The organism is Paraliobacillus sp. JSM ZJ581, assembly GCF_044383835.1.
Taxonomy (GTDB): domain Bacteria; phylum Bacillota; class Bacilli; order Bacillales; family Amphibacillaceae; genus Paraliobacillus.
Map to the genome: position 1 here is coordinate 17,000 of NZ_JBISEP010000006.1, position 15,077 is coordinate 32,076.

Here is a 15,077-nt window from a genome sequence, read left to right on the forward strand (position 1 = left end):
AGTAAAAAAAGGTGAAACTTTTTTACAATTCAATCCGTCTAATAGAATAGATCGATAGATTACACCAAAATCAACATAAATGTAAAAAAAGTTAACATTTAAAACTAGGAGGAAATAGCTTTTATGTTTCAGAGAGTAAATAAAGTTCCCTTATATGTGGTAGCTAGCTTATTATTTGGGATCAAAACATATATTGTTTATCGATTTTTGTTTAATATTGAATTAGATAATATGATGCAAGAAATAATTTTGTTTATTAATCCATTCGTTTCTGCTTTTTTAGTATTTGCAATTAGTGTGTGGTTAAAAGAAGAAAGACAAATGAAATTTATCCGATATGCAACTTTATTGGGTTCTTTCATTATATATTTTAATCTAATATTCTATCGTAACTTCACTGATTTTCTTACAATACCAGTACTGTTTCAAGGTAGTAATGCTGCTGACTTAGGTTCTAGTATACTAGCACTGATTTACCCTGGTGATATTCTATTGTTCTTAGACGTAGTTATTATTTGGTATCTAAGTAAAAAATATAAAAATACATTTATTGTTTCTTATCAAAAACGAAAAAAAGCCTTGGCTTTTAGCTTATCTATTGCGTTTTTATTAGGGAACTATATCTTAGCTGAAATTGAACGTCCACAATTATTACAGCGTACATTTGACCGTGAATATTTGGTGAAGAATATAGGTATCTTTAATTACCATGTTTATGATGTTGTGCAACAATCAAAATCAAAAGCACAACGTGTATTTGCAGATGGAAATGAGTTAACAGAAATTAAAGCGTATATGAAGGATAATACAACCGATCAATCGGAAACAGATTTGGCTGGAGTGGCTAAGGATAAAAATTTAATATTTATTTCATTGGAATCGTTGCAAAGTTTTGTAATTAATAATACATTGCATGACGAGGAAGTTACACCATTTTTGAATGACTTAATTGATGAAAGTTATTATTTTGAAAACTTTTATCATCAAACAGAGCAAGGAAAAACTTCTGATTCTGAATTCTTAGTAGAAACAGGATTATATCCTTTACCTAGTGGTGCAGTGTTCTTTACTCATGGACAAAACGAGTACAATTCGACTTCTGAGCTGTTAAAAGATAACGGATATACCTCGTCTGTCTTACATGCGAATAACAAAAGTTTTTGGAATAGAGACGTTATGTACGATAATTTAGGTATCGATCAATTTTATGATATTGATGCTTATGAAGTAACAGATGAAAACTCAATTGGCTGGGGCTTAAAAGACAAACCATTCTTTGAGCAGTCGATAAAATATTTACAGTCACTACCTGAACCTTATTATAGTCGTTTCATTACGTTGACGAATCATTATCCATTTGACCTAGCGGAAGAAGATGCAACGATTGATAAATTTGATTCAAATTCAAAAACATTAAATCAATATTTCCAAACAGTAAGATACATGGATGAATCGATTAAAGACTTTTTTGATCAATTAAAAGAATCAGGTGAATATGAAAATTCAATTATTGTGATGATGGGTGACCACTATGGTATTAGTGATTTTCATGACAAAGCGATGGCACAATATTTAGATAAAGAAAAAATTACACCTTATGATCATATTCAACTTCAACGCGTACCGTTTATCGTCCACATACCTGGGGAAAAAGGAAAAACAATTTCTGAAATTGGTGGACAAATTGATGTGAAGCCAACATTAATGCACATACTAGGAATAGACGACAGCAATGATTTAAGTTTTGGTACCAATCTATTCAGTGAAAAGCGTAAAGAGTTTGTAGCATTAAGAGATGGAAGCTTTATAAGTAATGACTATATTTATACAAAAGATCAGTGCTTTAATCGAGAAACAGGAGAATTGATTGTTTCAGATCAAGAAGACTCTGAAGATAATGGTGAGAAAACAATAGACAGTCATTGTGAACCAATAAAAGAAAAAGTACAACAAGAGCTTACCTATTCTGACCAAATTATTTATGGCGATTTATTTAGATTCCATGATTTTCAAAATAAAAATCTTGAAAGTGAAGAAAATGAGAAAGAACAACAATAACAAAATGAGGACCATTTAGGGGGTCCTCATTTTCTTTTTAATATATTGAACCAATACAAATGATTTCTATAGTAGTGATGTGTTTAGAAAAAAGAAGTCATAATTGTTGAAATAGAGAAGAAACCAAATATCAATACGGAAGAGCCAGTAACTAACAGTGCAGTTAAATTTTTAGATTTCATTTCTTTACAGAACGCTGCACTAGATAGACAAGTAATCATCATTAATGTAAGTGCTAATGGCATGTGAAAACCTCAATTCTCATTAATAATAAGTATAATATAAAAAATAATATGATATAATTGCGAAATATCACATCACATTTTAAAATAAAAGTTAGTCATTGTCGAGCTATTTTTAAAAAATAAAAAAGGATGAGCAAATTTTGAACATTAAAGGATTGACTTTAGGTCGGATGGGAACAAATGGATATGTCGTTTATAAAAACGGTAAAGGTTTGATGATTGATCCTGGTGGCGATGTAGAAATTATCGTTCACTGGTTAGAAAAAAATCAAGTGGCACTGTTAGCTATTTTATTAACACACGCTCACTTTGATCATATTGGTGCTGTGGATGTGCTTAGAGATAAATACAACATACCAGTTTATGTTCATGAACAGGAAAAAAACTGGTTAGGTTCACCAGAATGGAATGGATCAGGACTGTTTCCTGTGGATAATATAAGCTGTCGACCAGCAGATCATTTTATTAGTGAAGGAACGATGGAAATAGGTGAATTCAGTTTTGATGTGTTACATACTCCAGGACATTCTCCAGGTGGAGTTAGTTTTATATTCAATAATGAGAAATATGTGATTTCAGGTGATTGTTTGTTTCAAAATGGAATAGGTAGAACAGATTTACCTGGTGGAGACCATGCTACTTTGATCGATAGTATTAGAGAAAAACTGTTCACATTAGCAGGTGACTTTACTATTTTTCCTGGGCATGGGCCAACAACTACCATTGAGCAGGAGAAGAAATCAAACCCATTTCTATAATGATAAGGAGCCGCAGACTTGTGTTGCAGCTCCTTTTTTACTGGGCTAGCTGGATTCGAACCAACGAATAACGGAATCAAAATCCGCTGCCTTACCACTTGGCTATAGCCCATTATGATAATTGTAGTTTATGCAAACTGTTAGATTATATACACGTCACTAATCACGCCTCATGTTGACTCAACATGGTCACGCTTTAGTTTGGAGTTGTATTAGGGATTAGTGGAATACTAATTGACCATAATTGCTCTGAATCATTTGTAGTAATCGTTTTAATTGTAATGTACAACATCTCCTCAGTATGTGATTTATAATAAATGATCGCTTCTCCATTTGGAAGTAGATAGCTTTGTGATAAGAACGGTAAAGTCATTGCTTGATTTTTTAAATCTTTTTGAAGCGAGGAGCTAGCCATTTGTCGCAAAGTTTCCATCTCAATCTGCTCTATTTGGTAATCAGTCATTTTTCGATTATTTTCTAATAGCGTAATCGATGTGACAGTTGCTAATAACAAAAGGGTTGCGATAAAAGCAATGTAAGGGAATAAAAAACCTTTCTCATTAAAATTTTTTTTACTGAAATAATATTGTTTTTGCATAGTGATCTCCAGATAGTGAAGTGATTGTTACATGAATGCCGTTTTTTACTGTCTTTATTGAAAATTTCTTAATATCTCTTACAAGTATTTCATGCCCTTTTCGATTAACTTGTCTTCGTACAACACTTCCATACAAAGATATAGTCACATTCTCCTCTTTATTATTTATTAGATGAACTGTATGTTCTGTATGATAGTCAAAAGTTTGTGTTTGTATTTCGTTATTTAATATATGAAAAAATTGCCTAATTGAAAATTCACTTGTATAACTGCTTGTATGAAATAGTTGATAGATAGAAGGAATAAACAATAAAATTGAACTAATGATTAATAACGAAAACAAAGTATTTACTAGAGAAAAGCCATTCTTAGTCTGGTGGATAATAAAACAAACAGATTTTTTCACTTTTGTTCTTCGCATTGATCCAATCTGCACATCCTTTCCAATAAGGTGTATCTAACGAATACTGAATGTTCACTTTTGTTTGCTTGACGGTTATGGTCTCGTTGTTTGGAATTATATTATTACTCGAGCGGGTTATTAATTGATCGTGGAGATAAGAGTGGATTTCTCTTTTGTAATATAAATTTATTTGTTCAGTTGTTAATTGGTAAAATATAGGTATAACTGTAAAGGATATTATAATAATTAAACTGAATGACACGATTACTTCTGTAAGAACAAATCCATTATGAGTGTTGTTATCGTTCATTTACATAACTTCTTCCTTTTCCAAGCGGAAAAACAATTTCCCACTTGGTGTATTTAGAAATAATTTTAAATCTGCCAGGTCTTTTAATTGTGCCGTGTTTGGAAAAAGATAATGGATTATCGAGAGAATAGAGTTTAACCTGCCACTTCTTCGGGATCGAACGTTTAATAATAGGTTTTTCAAATGTACCTTTACGAATTTCGTAGCTGTTACTGTTAGGTTTAATTAATAAATATAAACTATTTTTTGTAGTCATCGTATCTTGTTGCATTCGCAGTAAGTCATTTTCAAATAAAGCGTACCATTGCTTAAATTGATACGTATCATACGTCCGAAGTTGGATTGATCCTCCTATAACTAAAAGTGTTGATAATAGACTTAGCACGATTAACAATTCCACTAATGAATAGCCATTCTTTTTTATCATCCGTCATTATCTACAATAATAATTTCGTTATTTCCGGCTTGATCAAAAGCAAGTCTTTTTTTACCGTTAGAACAAGTATCTGATTGAATATACTGCTTTTCTACTAAAGTGCTCACTTTGTTAGGATACGTTCCATAATCCATAACATAAGCTTGTAATTGATTTTCCGTTAATTTCTTTAATGCATTACAACCTTTTGATTGAACTTCCTGATTTTTGCTAGCTAAGTTTGGGATTAACAAAATTAATAATGTTGTTATGATTGCTAATACGATTAGCATTTCAATTAAAGTAAATCCTTTTTGATTTTTCATCTTATCATCTCCTAAATAGTTTGTATAAGTTGGAACATTGGATACAAAAGCGAAATGTATATAAAAATGATGCTGACACCGATAATAATAAAAAAGACTGGTTGAATCCATGCAATCGTTTTTTTAACCTTATTTTCTAGACGCTCTAATAGAAAATCAGCATAACCATGCAAATCTACAGCAACATCTTCTGTATTACTATTTTTTTGAAAAACTATATCGATATCTTTATGAAGTAAATGGAGCGTAGGTAAAATAGTTGCCATTTGTTGACCTGTGGCATAATGATTAAGAATTTGTTGGCAATAATAGCTTACTATTTGATGATGCATTTGTTTTGCTAGTATGTGGAAGCTGTCTTTAAGCGATAATCCAGCGTGTAGCAATGAACTTAAATGAAGGGAAAATAGAAATGTGTTGTACAGTTGAATCATTGTTTTAATGAAAGGAACATGTTGGTAAATCGTTATCTTTGTTTTTATGGTACACTTTGTTTGAATTATGAACCAGCAGATAGAAGCAATGATACATAGTAATATCACAAAAATAAGCGTGTTGAAAAAGAAATGAATAGATTTTAAAGAGCTCATTGTGAAAGTTGAGACATACGTGGTAGATTGAAACAATTGGATAAAAGCAGGATATACCGATGTCTTAATAAAATATAATAAACAAATAAACATTAAGAATAGTGCGATGGGATAACGTATAGCTTGTTTGAATTTTAAAAATAACAAGCTGTTTTTTTCTAATAACAATACACTTTGTTTTAAAGCCTTTGTCATATCTCCATGTGCACTTGCAAAATAAAGAAATGAAATGATTTTCGTATCAAAATTTGCCTCTTCTAAGGCTGTATCTAATGTTTTTCCATCTTTCAAAGTATGAATCATCTGGGTAATCGGTTGCTTCCATTTATGGTTCCATTGCATTGCATACAATGCGTCTATGAGAGGATAATCTTGTTCTAATAGCCTTGTAAGTCGAATCAAAAAATGGTTCTGTTCAGACGATGTTAATCTCTTTTGTTTATGTTTTATTAGTAAATCCATACGCGTAAGCTTTCCTCCTTAATTGCTTAAAAGTATGAAACGTGTGATCGGCTGTTTTTTGACTACCAATCGCTTCATGAAGTAAGTTCCCTTCCAGTAACTCCGATATAGCTGCGCGTGAAGGTGTGTTGTTGATTAAAATAGGTAGTAACTCTAAGGATGCTACAGCAATTAAACTTTGTCTAAGGTCTGTTTGACTAATGCCCATTTCTTTTAATCGGTAGATTGTGCCAAAAGCATCTTTAGCATGTAAAGTTGATAAAACTAAATGGCCAGTATATGCAGCGTGAAAAACAAATTGTGCTGTTTTTTCATCCCTTATTTCACCTACCATAATAATATCAGGGTCATGTCTAAGTGCTGCTTTAAGACCAACGTGGTAACTCACACCACTTTTTTCGTTAACTTGAACTTGTAATAAATTTTCTATTTCTTTTTCGATTGGATCTTCTAATGTAATCGTTTGGTAGGAATGTTCTTTTAACAGTGTTTGAAGTAGGGCATATAACGTTGTTGTTTTTCCGCTTCCTGTTGGTCCAGTAAATAAAATAACTCCTGAACGGTGGCTGACCCATTTTTTGATTTGTTTTAATTGATACGGGAATAGAAACAGTTGATTTAGTGAGGTAGCTTCATTTTGTGGCAATAAACGAATGGCAAGACTTTCAGATTGATGGACTGGTAATGAAGAAATGCGTAATGCTATTGATCTTTTTTGGTAGTTTATAATGATTGCCCCGTTTTGAGGTTTTCTTTTTTCACCAATATCCATACCGGCTGTGAATTTAAAATAACTTATCAATCTATTATACTGGTTTAAACTTATTTCATTATGGAGCACTCTTTCACCATGAATTCTAAGATAGATTTTGACCATCGATGAGAATGGACAAAAATGTATGTCGGATGCGTCGTTGTCTAGTGCATCATACAAAATTTTTTTTGAAAAAACAGAAGTCGTACTCATAGCTTTTCCTCCCTTGTAAACTATACTATACAAACAGGAATTTTAAAAAGCAACTTACAATATCATTATCTAATTGGAGCTAATCTGTTTTTATAGGTGAACTTCATAACCAGTTATGAAGTTTCACTAGATTAATACTTGATTTCGCAGAAAAAAACAGTGTAGTAAAAATATTTTAAACTTTCGAAGGAATAAAAGATTCATGCTATAATAAATAAAATTATCAATCATTATTTAACAATCGTGAGATAATGCGTTGCTTAGATACATCAAGTATAATAATCAATTATGTAGAATGATATTGGGGTGAAAGACATTGAAAAGTATTTATTTAATAGGATTTATGGGTAGTGGAAAAACAACTGTTGCTAAACTGCTCGCCCAAAAACTTGAGTTAGCTGTTCAAGATACAGATCAAATGGTAGAAAATTATTATCAATTGCCGATCAAGAAGGTGTTTGCTAATTATGGTGAAGAAGTATTTCGAAAGTATGAACATCACATGTTAACAAAGACCAATCAAAATAATACTATAATAGCTACTGGTGGTGGCATAATAGAATTATCTGCTAATATCGAGTGGTTATCAAATAAAGAAGTAATTTATTTGAAGACTAGCTGGGCTGAAATTGTTAATCGATTAAAATTTGATCGAAATCGACCGATTTGGAATGATCAATCTAGGGATAAAGAAAACTTATTAACTCGTAGAGATAGCAAATACAAACAGGCAAGTAAACATGTCGTATATACAGATGATAAGGACACGAATGAAATCGCGGAAGAAATTATCACACTTATAAAAGAGGTAGGTTAGGGCATCCTAGACATAAAGGAGATGGTCTTTATGTCTGGGAATGATATAGTAAAATATGTTACAACAGAAATTGTAAAATATGCTGGAATGTCAAAAGAAAAAAGGGAACAATACAAGCAAGAAAAGAAAGATAAAAAGAAAGAATCACAATTTTTTCTATCAAGTAATTGGTTTGGTTTGGTCCCTTTTTCTTTACATGTTTGGTTAAAAAGAAACAAAAATCGTCGATAACAGCCGAATCATGATTTTAACTATGCAGTAATTTGAAACTAGTTTGTTGCGTGATGAAAAATAAACCACCATTTACAGCAGAAACATCAATCTTAGGTTGATACATCGCTTCAATGGCCGCTAATTCCTCTTGATAATGATTTTGGTAACTATCGTCTTCAGATTGGTAAAATTGCTTTAATAAGTTTTTTTCTTTCTCCATTTGATTCCATGAGATAGTTGCCCATTCATGCTCTTCTTGCTGCAACATTTGTTCCACTAATTGCATAATCCTTTGGTAACTATGTTTTACTTGAATTAGTGGAGTTACTGTATAGCAAAAATCAGCACTTTTCACATCCCACTCTATATGTTTTATAGCGTGAATAAATTGATTTATTATTGCTCCGTTAACCATATTAATACCAATTGATTTTAATACTTCTTTCTTATCCTTCCCTATATAACTAATTTTCAGATTTAACACAAGCCATGGAATGAGTGGTGTGTGTTCCGTTGTCGCAATTGATTGATATAATTTAACGTATTTCCCCTTTGATGAGAGTATTTGAAATATTTGCTGCAAACGAGGACTACCGAAATGAACGAATTCATAGTTGTTTTTATCCTCTTCCTCCTTATTGTTAGGATCAACCGTAAGATAAAGACTAGAAGGCTCTCCCTTTAGGCCCATCTTTTTAACATATTGCCAGTAGAATGGTCGATTCATTAACTGTTCATCTAGCTCATTTGAAAGTTGAATAATCAAATCTTGATCGTTTTGGTGCACAATCTCACATTCATTTTCCGTGAAGAAAGTGTATAAAAAATTATGAAGATTCTTGATTCCCATATTGATTCTCCTGTTCTATTTGCGGTAAATGATTTGTTATAATCGCAGATAAATTATCTAGTTTAATTTTTGCTTCACCTTCAGATTGTGATTGAAGAAATATTTGTTCTAGTTCTTTATCTATATTGGTTAGTTCAAGATCTGCTAAAATTGCATCTAAGTTCCCTATTATCCGTTCAAATAGACCGATTTTATCGTATAGTAACTGTAAAACGTGAGATTCAATGGTATTTCTTAAAGCAAAATTATATATATGGACATCTTTCTTTTGTCCATAGCGATGAATTCGACCGATTCGTTGCTCTAAACGCATCGGGTTCCAAGGTAGATCATAATTAATCATATAATTACAAAACTGAAGGTTTATTCCTTCCCCACCAGCTTCTGTTGCTATTAAAACTTGTGCTTTATGCTCAAAGAGTTGTTTCATCCAATCTTTTTTTCCGCGTTTAAATCCTCCTCGAAAAGGAACAGATGTAATGCCATGCTGTTGAAGAACCCATTGTAAATATACTTGAGTTGCGCGATATTCTGTGAATATAATACATTTATCATTAATGGATTGCACTAATTCAACCACTTTATTCGCTTTTGCGTGTTGAGGAAGCATTTCAATCTTTTCCAATAATGCAGTATATTCTTGATAACCTTTGCTGTCTTGACTTGTATTCTTTTTAATGGATAAATAGCAAGCTTCACGAGATGAGCATAACTCACGTAAATAGGTAATCTTGGCAAAAGAAGCTTTTTCAGAAGTAAGTTCTTTTAATGTTTCATAGGTTTCCATTTCTTCCTTTGTGAAATCAATCCAAATTGTTTCAACATGACGCTTTGTCCATTCTAATCCAGTATCTGTTCTGCGATTACGTACCATTACCTGCTTGATAAGCTGCTTTAAATGAATATCGCTTTCAAGTGCTTTGTTGTTCTTCCCAAATTTCTCTGAGAAGGTTTTGAAATCTCCTAAATAACCTGGCTTTAATATAGAAACTAAATTAAAAATATCACTTAATTTATTTTGAATAGGTGTAGCTGTCAACAACAAACAGTATTTTTTCTTTATTGCTCGAATAAATTGATGACTCTTAGTTTGATGATTTTTCAATTTATGTGCTTCATCGACTAAAACAAAATCATACTGTTGTTCTAGAATCGTGCTATTATGTGGTTCACGTTTCGCTAAATCAATGGAAGTAATCATAATATTGTTTTGATCCCACACGGGGCGTTTCCTTGATGTCACGACCGGAATATAAAACTTTTGTGTTAATTCTGTTGCCCATTGATTGACTAAGGAAGCAGGAACTAAAATTAACGCTTTCTTAACTAATCCACGTATCATGTATTCCTTTAATAATAAGCCAGCTTCAATTGTTTTTCCTAAGCCAACCTCATCTGCTAAAATTGCACGCCCATTCATTTGTTCAATAACCTGTTTCACACAATCTAATTGATGCGTTAAAAATGTCATGTGAGGTAATAAATCAGGTGTTATTAGTTTATTAGTATGCTTAATTTGATTTGTTTCTGCCGCTTGATAAGATAATAAAAAAAGCTCCCAACTTGAAAGAGATTGTTCTTTTGCTAAATTATTTTCAAATGTTTTTAAAAACATTTGATCCTGCTGTAATTGGATATTCATTCAGTCAACTCCCGAACTTTATGTTCTGATTTTAAAAAAGTTCATCTGTATTTTTCGATATATATGTTATAATATTCTGTATAATATAGATAATTTTACACTGTATAGATTAGTCGTTATTAGATAGTGTTCCCAATTCAACAAAATTTACAAGCGGATGATGATAAAAGGAGAGAGCACATTAGTGTGCCGCCGAAGGAGCAAGCAATATATTGCGAATCTCTCAGGCAAACAGACTTTTATTTGACGCAACTCTGGAGAATGTTTATAGCAACTATAAACTACCCAAGAAGCATGCCTGCTAGATACAGGGGCGAAACTTTCTGGTAAAAGGACAGAGAAATCATTTGGATCAGATGATTTCTCTGTCCTTTTTAGTAAATAGCTATGTATGGTTATGAACAGAAAGGGGATAGATTCTAATATAAAGGGAAACTACAAAAAAATAATTTGGGAGGGGCGTGATAGTATGAAAGAATTAAAACAAACACCGTTATATCCGTTGTATCAAAAATATCAAGCAAAAGTCATTGATTTTGGTGGTTGGGCATTGCCAGTTCAATTTGACGGTATTAAAAAGGAACATGATGTGACTCGAAATGCTGTTGGATTGTTCGATGTATCTCACATGGGAGAAATTATTGTCTCAGGTGAGGGAAGCCTTGCGTTTTTGCAACAAATGTGTACCAATGATTTATCTCTGATTAAGCCAAACAAAGCGCAGTATACGTTTATGTGTTACCCAAACGGGGGCACGGTAGATGACTTAATTGTTTACCAATTAGAAGAACAGAAATATTTATTAGTCGTAAATGCTGCCAATCATGAAAAAGATCTAAATTGGTTATTAGAGCACAAGTCTGATGATTTAGAAATCATTGATAAGTCTCAGGATTATGTCCAACTGGCTATTCAAGGACCTAGAGCAGAGAAAGTACTGCAGAAAATAACGGAAGAAGATTTGTCTACTATTCGTTTCTTTTCATTTAAGCAAGATGTTGCTTTTGAAGGTATTGAAGATCAAGCGTTAGTCGCTAGAACTGGTTATACCGGTGAAGATGGGTTTGAAATTTATATTCCGACAACGAGTGGAACATCTTTATGGGAAAGGCTATTAGCTATAGGGGAAGAAGATGGCATTTTTCCAATCGGTTTAGGCGCAAGAGATACATTACGCTTTGAAGCCTGTTTTCCGTTATATGGGAATGAATTATCTGAAGCAATTACTCCGATTGAAGCGGGGTTAGGCTTTGCTGTAAAAACAAATAAATCAAGTGACTTTATTGGGAAGGAAGTATTACACAAGCAAAAAGAACAAGGTGTAGGCCGTACCTTAGTTGGTATTGAAATGATTGATAAAGGAATTCCACGCCATGAGTATCCCGTTTATGATAATGATACATGTATTGGTTTTGTTACAAGTGGAACGAATGCACCGACACTTGGTAAAAATCTCGGATTGGCATTGATTGATAAAGACTTTTCAGAAGAGGGAACTGTAGTAACTGTAAAAATAAGAAATAAATATTTGCGAGCGCAAGTAATAAAAAAACCTTTTTATAAAAGAGGTTAGGAGAAGGGGAGATGGGGATGAACTTTCGTTATTTACCAATGACAAAACAAGATGAGGACGACATGTTACAAACTATAGGAGTAACGGGCATAGAGGATTTATTCTCTGACATTCCAAAAGAAATTAGATTAACAAGAGAATTAAATCTTACTCCACCTTATAGTGAGACGAAATTATTGAAAGAAATAACACAATTAGCAAACAAAAATGTAACAAGCAAATCACATACCTCTTTTTTAGGTGCAGGTGTATATGATCACTACATTCCATCTGTTGTAGATCATATTATTTCAAGGTCAGAATTTTTCACAGCCTACACCCCATATCAACCAGAAATATCTCAAGGGGAATTACAAGCGATTTTTGAATTTCAGACAATGATTTGTGAATTAACAGCAATGGATATAGCAAATTCATCGATGTATGATGGAGCGACGGCATTGGCTGAAGCAATGACAATCAGTGCAGCGCAAACAAAAAGAAAGAAAGTACTCGTGTCAAAAGCCATTCATCCTGAATCATTGGAAGTAATGTATACGTATGCAAAAGGTCATGATTTAGAGGTCATTGAGATTCCAGAAAAAAACGGAATGACTGATCTTGATCAAATGACTAGCTTACTAGATGAAACAGTATCAAGTGTTATCGTACAATATCCTAATTTTTACGGACAAATCGAACCATTGGCTGAAGTTAATGGAATGATAAAAGATACAAAAACAATGTTCGTTGTGTCAAGTAATCCATTGTCATTAGGTATGCTTACACCTCCTGGTGATTTAGGTGCGGATTTTGTGGTAGGCGATACCCAAGTATTTGGTATCCCAGCTCAATATGGTGGACCACATTGTGGTTACTTTGCAACGAAGAAAAAATGGATGCGAAAAGTGCCAGGTAGACTAGTTGGTGAGACAGTTGATGAAGAGGGAAAACGTGGCTTTGTTCTAACGCTTCAAGCAAGAGAACAACACATTAGACGAGAGAAAGCAACATCAAATATTTGTTCCAATCAGGCATTGAATGCATTAGCGTCTTCCGTAGCTATGAGTGCATTAGGGAAAAAGGGATTAAAAGAAATGGCCTATCAAAATATGCAAAAAGCTCAATTTGCAAAACGTGCTTTTCAAAAAAGACACATCCCTATTCTTTTTGAAGGACCAATATTTAACGAATTTGTTATTCAGTTAAATGATTCAGTTTCTAACATAAACAAACGACTACTTGAAAAAGGCATGTTAGGTGGATTTGACTTAGGGAAAATAGATGCAAAATATGAAAAATGTATGTTAGTTGCAGTTACCGAAATGAGAACAAAAGAAGAAATCGATAGCTTTGTCAAGGAAGTAGGTGAAGCAAATGACAATCAATAATCATCCTTTACTATTCGAATTAAGCAAACAAGGTCGAGTTAGCTATTCTTTGCCTGAATTAGATGTGGAAGAGACAGATTTAGAATCAATTGTAGATTCATCTTACTTAAGAAAAGAACCACCTAGGCTACCAGAAATCAGTGAATTGCAGTTGATTCGACATTATACGAATCTTTCTAAACAAAATTATGGTGTTGATTCTGGTTTTTATCCATTAGGCTCTTGTACAATGAAATACAATCCTAAGTTAAACGAGGATGTAGCGAGGTTAGAAGGATTAAGCTATATTCATCCTTATCAACCATCTGAAACCGTTCAAGGAGCACTAGCAATTATGTATGACTTACAGACTGCGTTAGAAGAAATTACTGGAATGCATCGATTCACACTTCAAACGGCAGCTGGTGCCCATGGGGAATGGGCTGGTTTAATGATGATTCGAGCTTTTCATGAGGAAAATGGTGACTATCAACGAACGAAAGTTATTATTCCTGATTCAGCGCATGGCACAAACCCAGCTTCAGCAGCAGTTGCAGGATTCGATCCAGTCACAGTACAAACAAATGAGCAAGGGTTAGTAGATTTAGATGACTTACGACGGGTTGTAGGTAATGATACAGCAGCACTAATGCTTACTAATCCAAATACGCTAGGCTTGTTTGAAAAAGAAATTACTGAGATTGCAAAGGTTGTACATGAGTCAGGCGGTAAACTTTATTATGATGGTGCCAATCTAAATGCGATCATGGGCTACACAAGACCTGGTGATATGGGGTTTGATGTTGTGCATTTGAACTTGCATAAAACATTTACTGGACCGCATGGTGGAGGTGGACCAGGCTCCGGACCGGTTGGGGTATCAGAAGAAATGGAAAAGTTCTTACCTAAGCCGATCATTATGAAGCGAGAAGATTTGTATGTTTTTGAGCATGAGCGCCCAGATTCAATCGGAAGAGTTAAATCTTATTTTGGGAACTTCGGTATAAATGTTCGTGCTTATACGTATATTCGTTCTATGGGAGCCGAAGGATTGAAAAAAGCAAGCACGTATGCAGTGTTAAATGCGAATTACCTTATGAGGAGATTAGAATCTACTTTTGATCTACCATTTACACAACATTGTAAGCATGAATTTGTTTTATCAGGCAAAAAACAAAAGAAATTAGGGGTTCGTACGTTAGATATTGCTAAGCGCTTATTAGATTATGGTTATCATCCACCAACCATCTATTTCCCGTTAAATGTAGCTGAAGCAATGATGATTGAGCCCACAGAAACAGAAACTAAAGAAACGCTAGATGCTTTTGTTGAGGCGTTATTAGCTATTAATCAAGAAGCGAGTACCCAGCCAGAGTTAGTGCAAGAAGCGCCACATACGACAGTGGTAAAACGAATGGATGAGACATTAGCAGCGAGAAAACCAATTGTAAAATATGCATTCGATAATTAAATAATAAATGAAACAGGTGTTTCTAGTGAA

At 33.3% G+C, this 15,077-nt stretch carries 16 protein-coding genes, 1 tRNA gene and 1 riboswitch; of the genes, 7 read left to right on the forward strand and 10 right to left on the reverse strand.

Annotated features, from left to right (window positions below):
• Nucleotides 1-123: 123 nt before the first annotated feature.
• On the forward strand, nt 124-2,058 hold the full coding sequence (locus ACH6CY_RS05295) for an LTA synthase family protein (RefSeq protein ID WP_374066235.1): 1,935 nt from the start codon (nt 124-126) through the stop codon (nt 2,056-2,058).
• An 83-nt stretch (nt 2,059-2,141) separates the two neighbouring features.
• On the opposite strand, the gene ACH6CY_RS05300 is transcribed toward ACH6CY_RS05295, so the two are convergent.
• Nucleotides 2,142-2,303: a DUF2759 family protein gene (locus tag ACH6CY_RS05300; protein ID WP_374066236.1), complete on the reverse strand. Its 162-nt coding sequence runs from the start codon at nt 2,301-2,303 to the stop codon at nt 2,142-2,144.
• A 140-nt stretch (nt 2,304-2,443) separates the two neighbouring features.
• On the opposite strand from ACH6CY_RS05300, the gene ACH6CY_RS05305 reads away from it, so the two are divergent.
• Complete coding sequence (locus tag ACH6CY_RS05305; RefSeq protein WP_374066237.1) at nt 2,444-3,061, forward strand: MBL fold metallo-hydrolase; 618 nt, start codon at nt 2,444-2,446, stop codon at nt 3,059-3,061.
• A gap of 40 nt (nt 3,062-3,101) precedes the next feature.
• On the opposite strand, the gene ACH6CY_RS05310 is transcribed toward ACH6CY_RS05305, so the two are convergent.
• The 7 genes from ACH6CY_RS05310 to comGA form a co-directional block, all read right to left on the reverse strand.
• Nucleotides 3,102-3,173 (reverse strand) — tRNA-Gln (locus tag ACH6CY_RS05310).
• Nucleotides 3,174-3,257: 84 nt separating this feature from the next.
• Complete coding sequence (locus ACH6CY_RS05315) at nt 3,258-3,659, reverse strand: hypothetical protein (RefSeq protein ID WP_374066238.1); 402 nt, start codon at nt 3,657-3,659, stop codon at nt 3,258-3,260.
• The gene (locus tag ACH6CY_RS05320) at nt 3,634-4,080 is read right to left on the reverse strand and encodes a competence type IV pilus minor pilin ComGF (protein ID WP_374066239.1); all 447 of its coding nucleotides are present in this window, start codon (nt 4,078-4,080) and stop codon (nt 3,634-3,636) included. Before ACH6CY_RS05320 ends, ACH6CY_RS05315 begins: the two co-directional genes overlap by 26 nt.
• A 281-nt stretch (nt 4,081-4,361) precedes the next feature.
• On the reverse strand, nt 4,362-4,799 hold the full coding sequence (gene comGD, locus ACH6CY_RS05325) for a competence type IV pilus minor pilin ComGD (RefSeq protein WP_374066240.1): 438 nt from the start codon (nt 4,797-4,799) through the stop codon (nt 4,362-4,364).
• Nucleotides 4,796-5,113 carry a competence type IV pilus major pilin ComGC gene (gene comGC / locus ACH6CY_RS05330; RefSeq protein ID WP_374066241.1) on the reverse strand — a complete coding sequence of 106 codons (318 nt, stop codon included), beginning with the start codon at nt 5,111-5,113 and terminating at the stop codon, nt 4,796-4,798. The genes comGD and comGC overlap by 4 nt, the downstream gene beginning before the upstream one ends.
• Before the next feature lie 11 nt (nt 5,114-5,124).
• The gene (gene comGB, locus ACH6CY_RS05335; protein WP_374066242.1) at nt 5,125-6,165 is read right to left on the reverse strand and encodes a competence type IV pilus assembly protein ComGB; all 1,041 of its coding nucleotides are present in this window, start codon (nt 6,163-6,165) and stop codon (nt 5,125-5,127) included.
• Nucleotides 6,143-7,132, reverse strand: coding sequence for a competence type IV pilus ATPase ComGA (comGA, locus tag ACH6CY_RS05340; protein WP_374066243.1), 990 nt, complete (start codon nt 7,130-7,132; stop codon nt 6,143-6,145). Before comGA ends, comGB begins: the two co-directional genes overlap by 23 nt.
• A 316-nt stretch (nt 7,133-7,448) precedes the next feature.
• Between comGA and ACH6CY_RS05345 the strand changes: the two genes are divergently transcribed.
• Complete coding sequence (locus ACH6CY_RS05345) at nt 7,449-7,949, forward strand: shikimate kinase (protein ID WP_374066244.1); 501 nt, start codon at nt 7,449-7,451, stop codon at nt 7,947-7,949.
• Between the two features lie 30 nt (nt 7,950-7,979).
• Nucleotides 7,980-8,180, forward strand: coding sequence for a YqzE family protein (locus ACH6CY_RS05350; RefSeq protein ID WP_374066245.1), 201 nt, complete (start codon nt 7,980-7,982; stop codon nt 8,178-8,180).
• A gap of 16 nt (nt 8,181-8,196) precedes the next feature.
• Here the strand turns inward: ACH6CY_RS05350 and ACH6CY_RS05355 are convergent, their stop codons facing one another.
• Together ACH6CY_RS05355 and ACH6CY_RS05360 are read right to left on the reverse strand one after the other, a co-directional pair.
• Nucleotides 8,197-9,012, reverse strand: coding sequence for a YqhG family protein (locus ACH6CY_RS05355; RefSeq protein ID WP_374066246.1), 816 nt, complete (start codon nt 9,010-9,012; stop codon nt 8,197-8,199).
• Nucleotides 8,990-10,654, reverse strand: a complete 1,665-nt coding sequence (locus tag ACH6CY_RS05360) for a DEAD/DEAH box helicase (RefSeq protein WP_374066247.1) — start codon at nt 10,652-10,654, stop codon at nt 8,990-8,992. The genes ACH6CY_RS05355 and ACH6CY_RS05360 overlap by 23 nt, the downstream gene beginning before the upstream one ends.
• 157 nt (nt 10,655-10,811) lie before the next feature.
• A riboswitch (glycine riboswitch) is annotated at nt 10,812-10,903 on the forward strand.
• Nucleotides 10,904-11,123: 220 nt separating this feature from the next.
• Between ACH6CY_RS05360 and gcvT the strand changes: the two genes are divergently transcribed.
• Genes gcvT through gcvPB form a run of 3 tightly spaced genes read left to right on the forward strand, consistent with a single transcriptional unit; the run spans nt 11,124 to nt 15,047 of the window.
• Entirely contained in the window at nt 11,124-12,227 is a 1,104-nt protein-coding gene (gene gcvT / locus ACH6CY_RS05365; protein ID WP_374066248.1) for a glycine cleavage system aminomethyltransferase GcvT, read from the forward strand.
• Between the two features lie 17 nt (nt 12,228-12,244).
• Complete coding sequence (gene gcvPA, locus ACH6CY_RS05370) at nt 12,245-13,597, forward strand: aminomethyl-transferring glycine dehydrogenase subunit GcvPA (RefSeq protein ID WP_374066371.1); 1,353 nt, start codon at nt 12,245-12,247, stop codon at nt 13,595-13,597.
• Complete coding sequence (gcvPB, locus tag ACH6CY_RS05375) at nt 13,584-15,047, forward strand: aminomethyl-transferring glycine dehydrogenase subunit GcvPB (protein WP_374066249.1); 1,464 nt, start codon at nt 13,584-13,586, stop codon at nt 15,045-15,047. Before gcvPA ends, gcvPB begins: the two co-directional genes overlap by 14 nt.
• Nucleotides 15,048-15,077 lie beyond the last annotated feature (30 nt).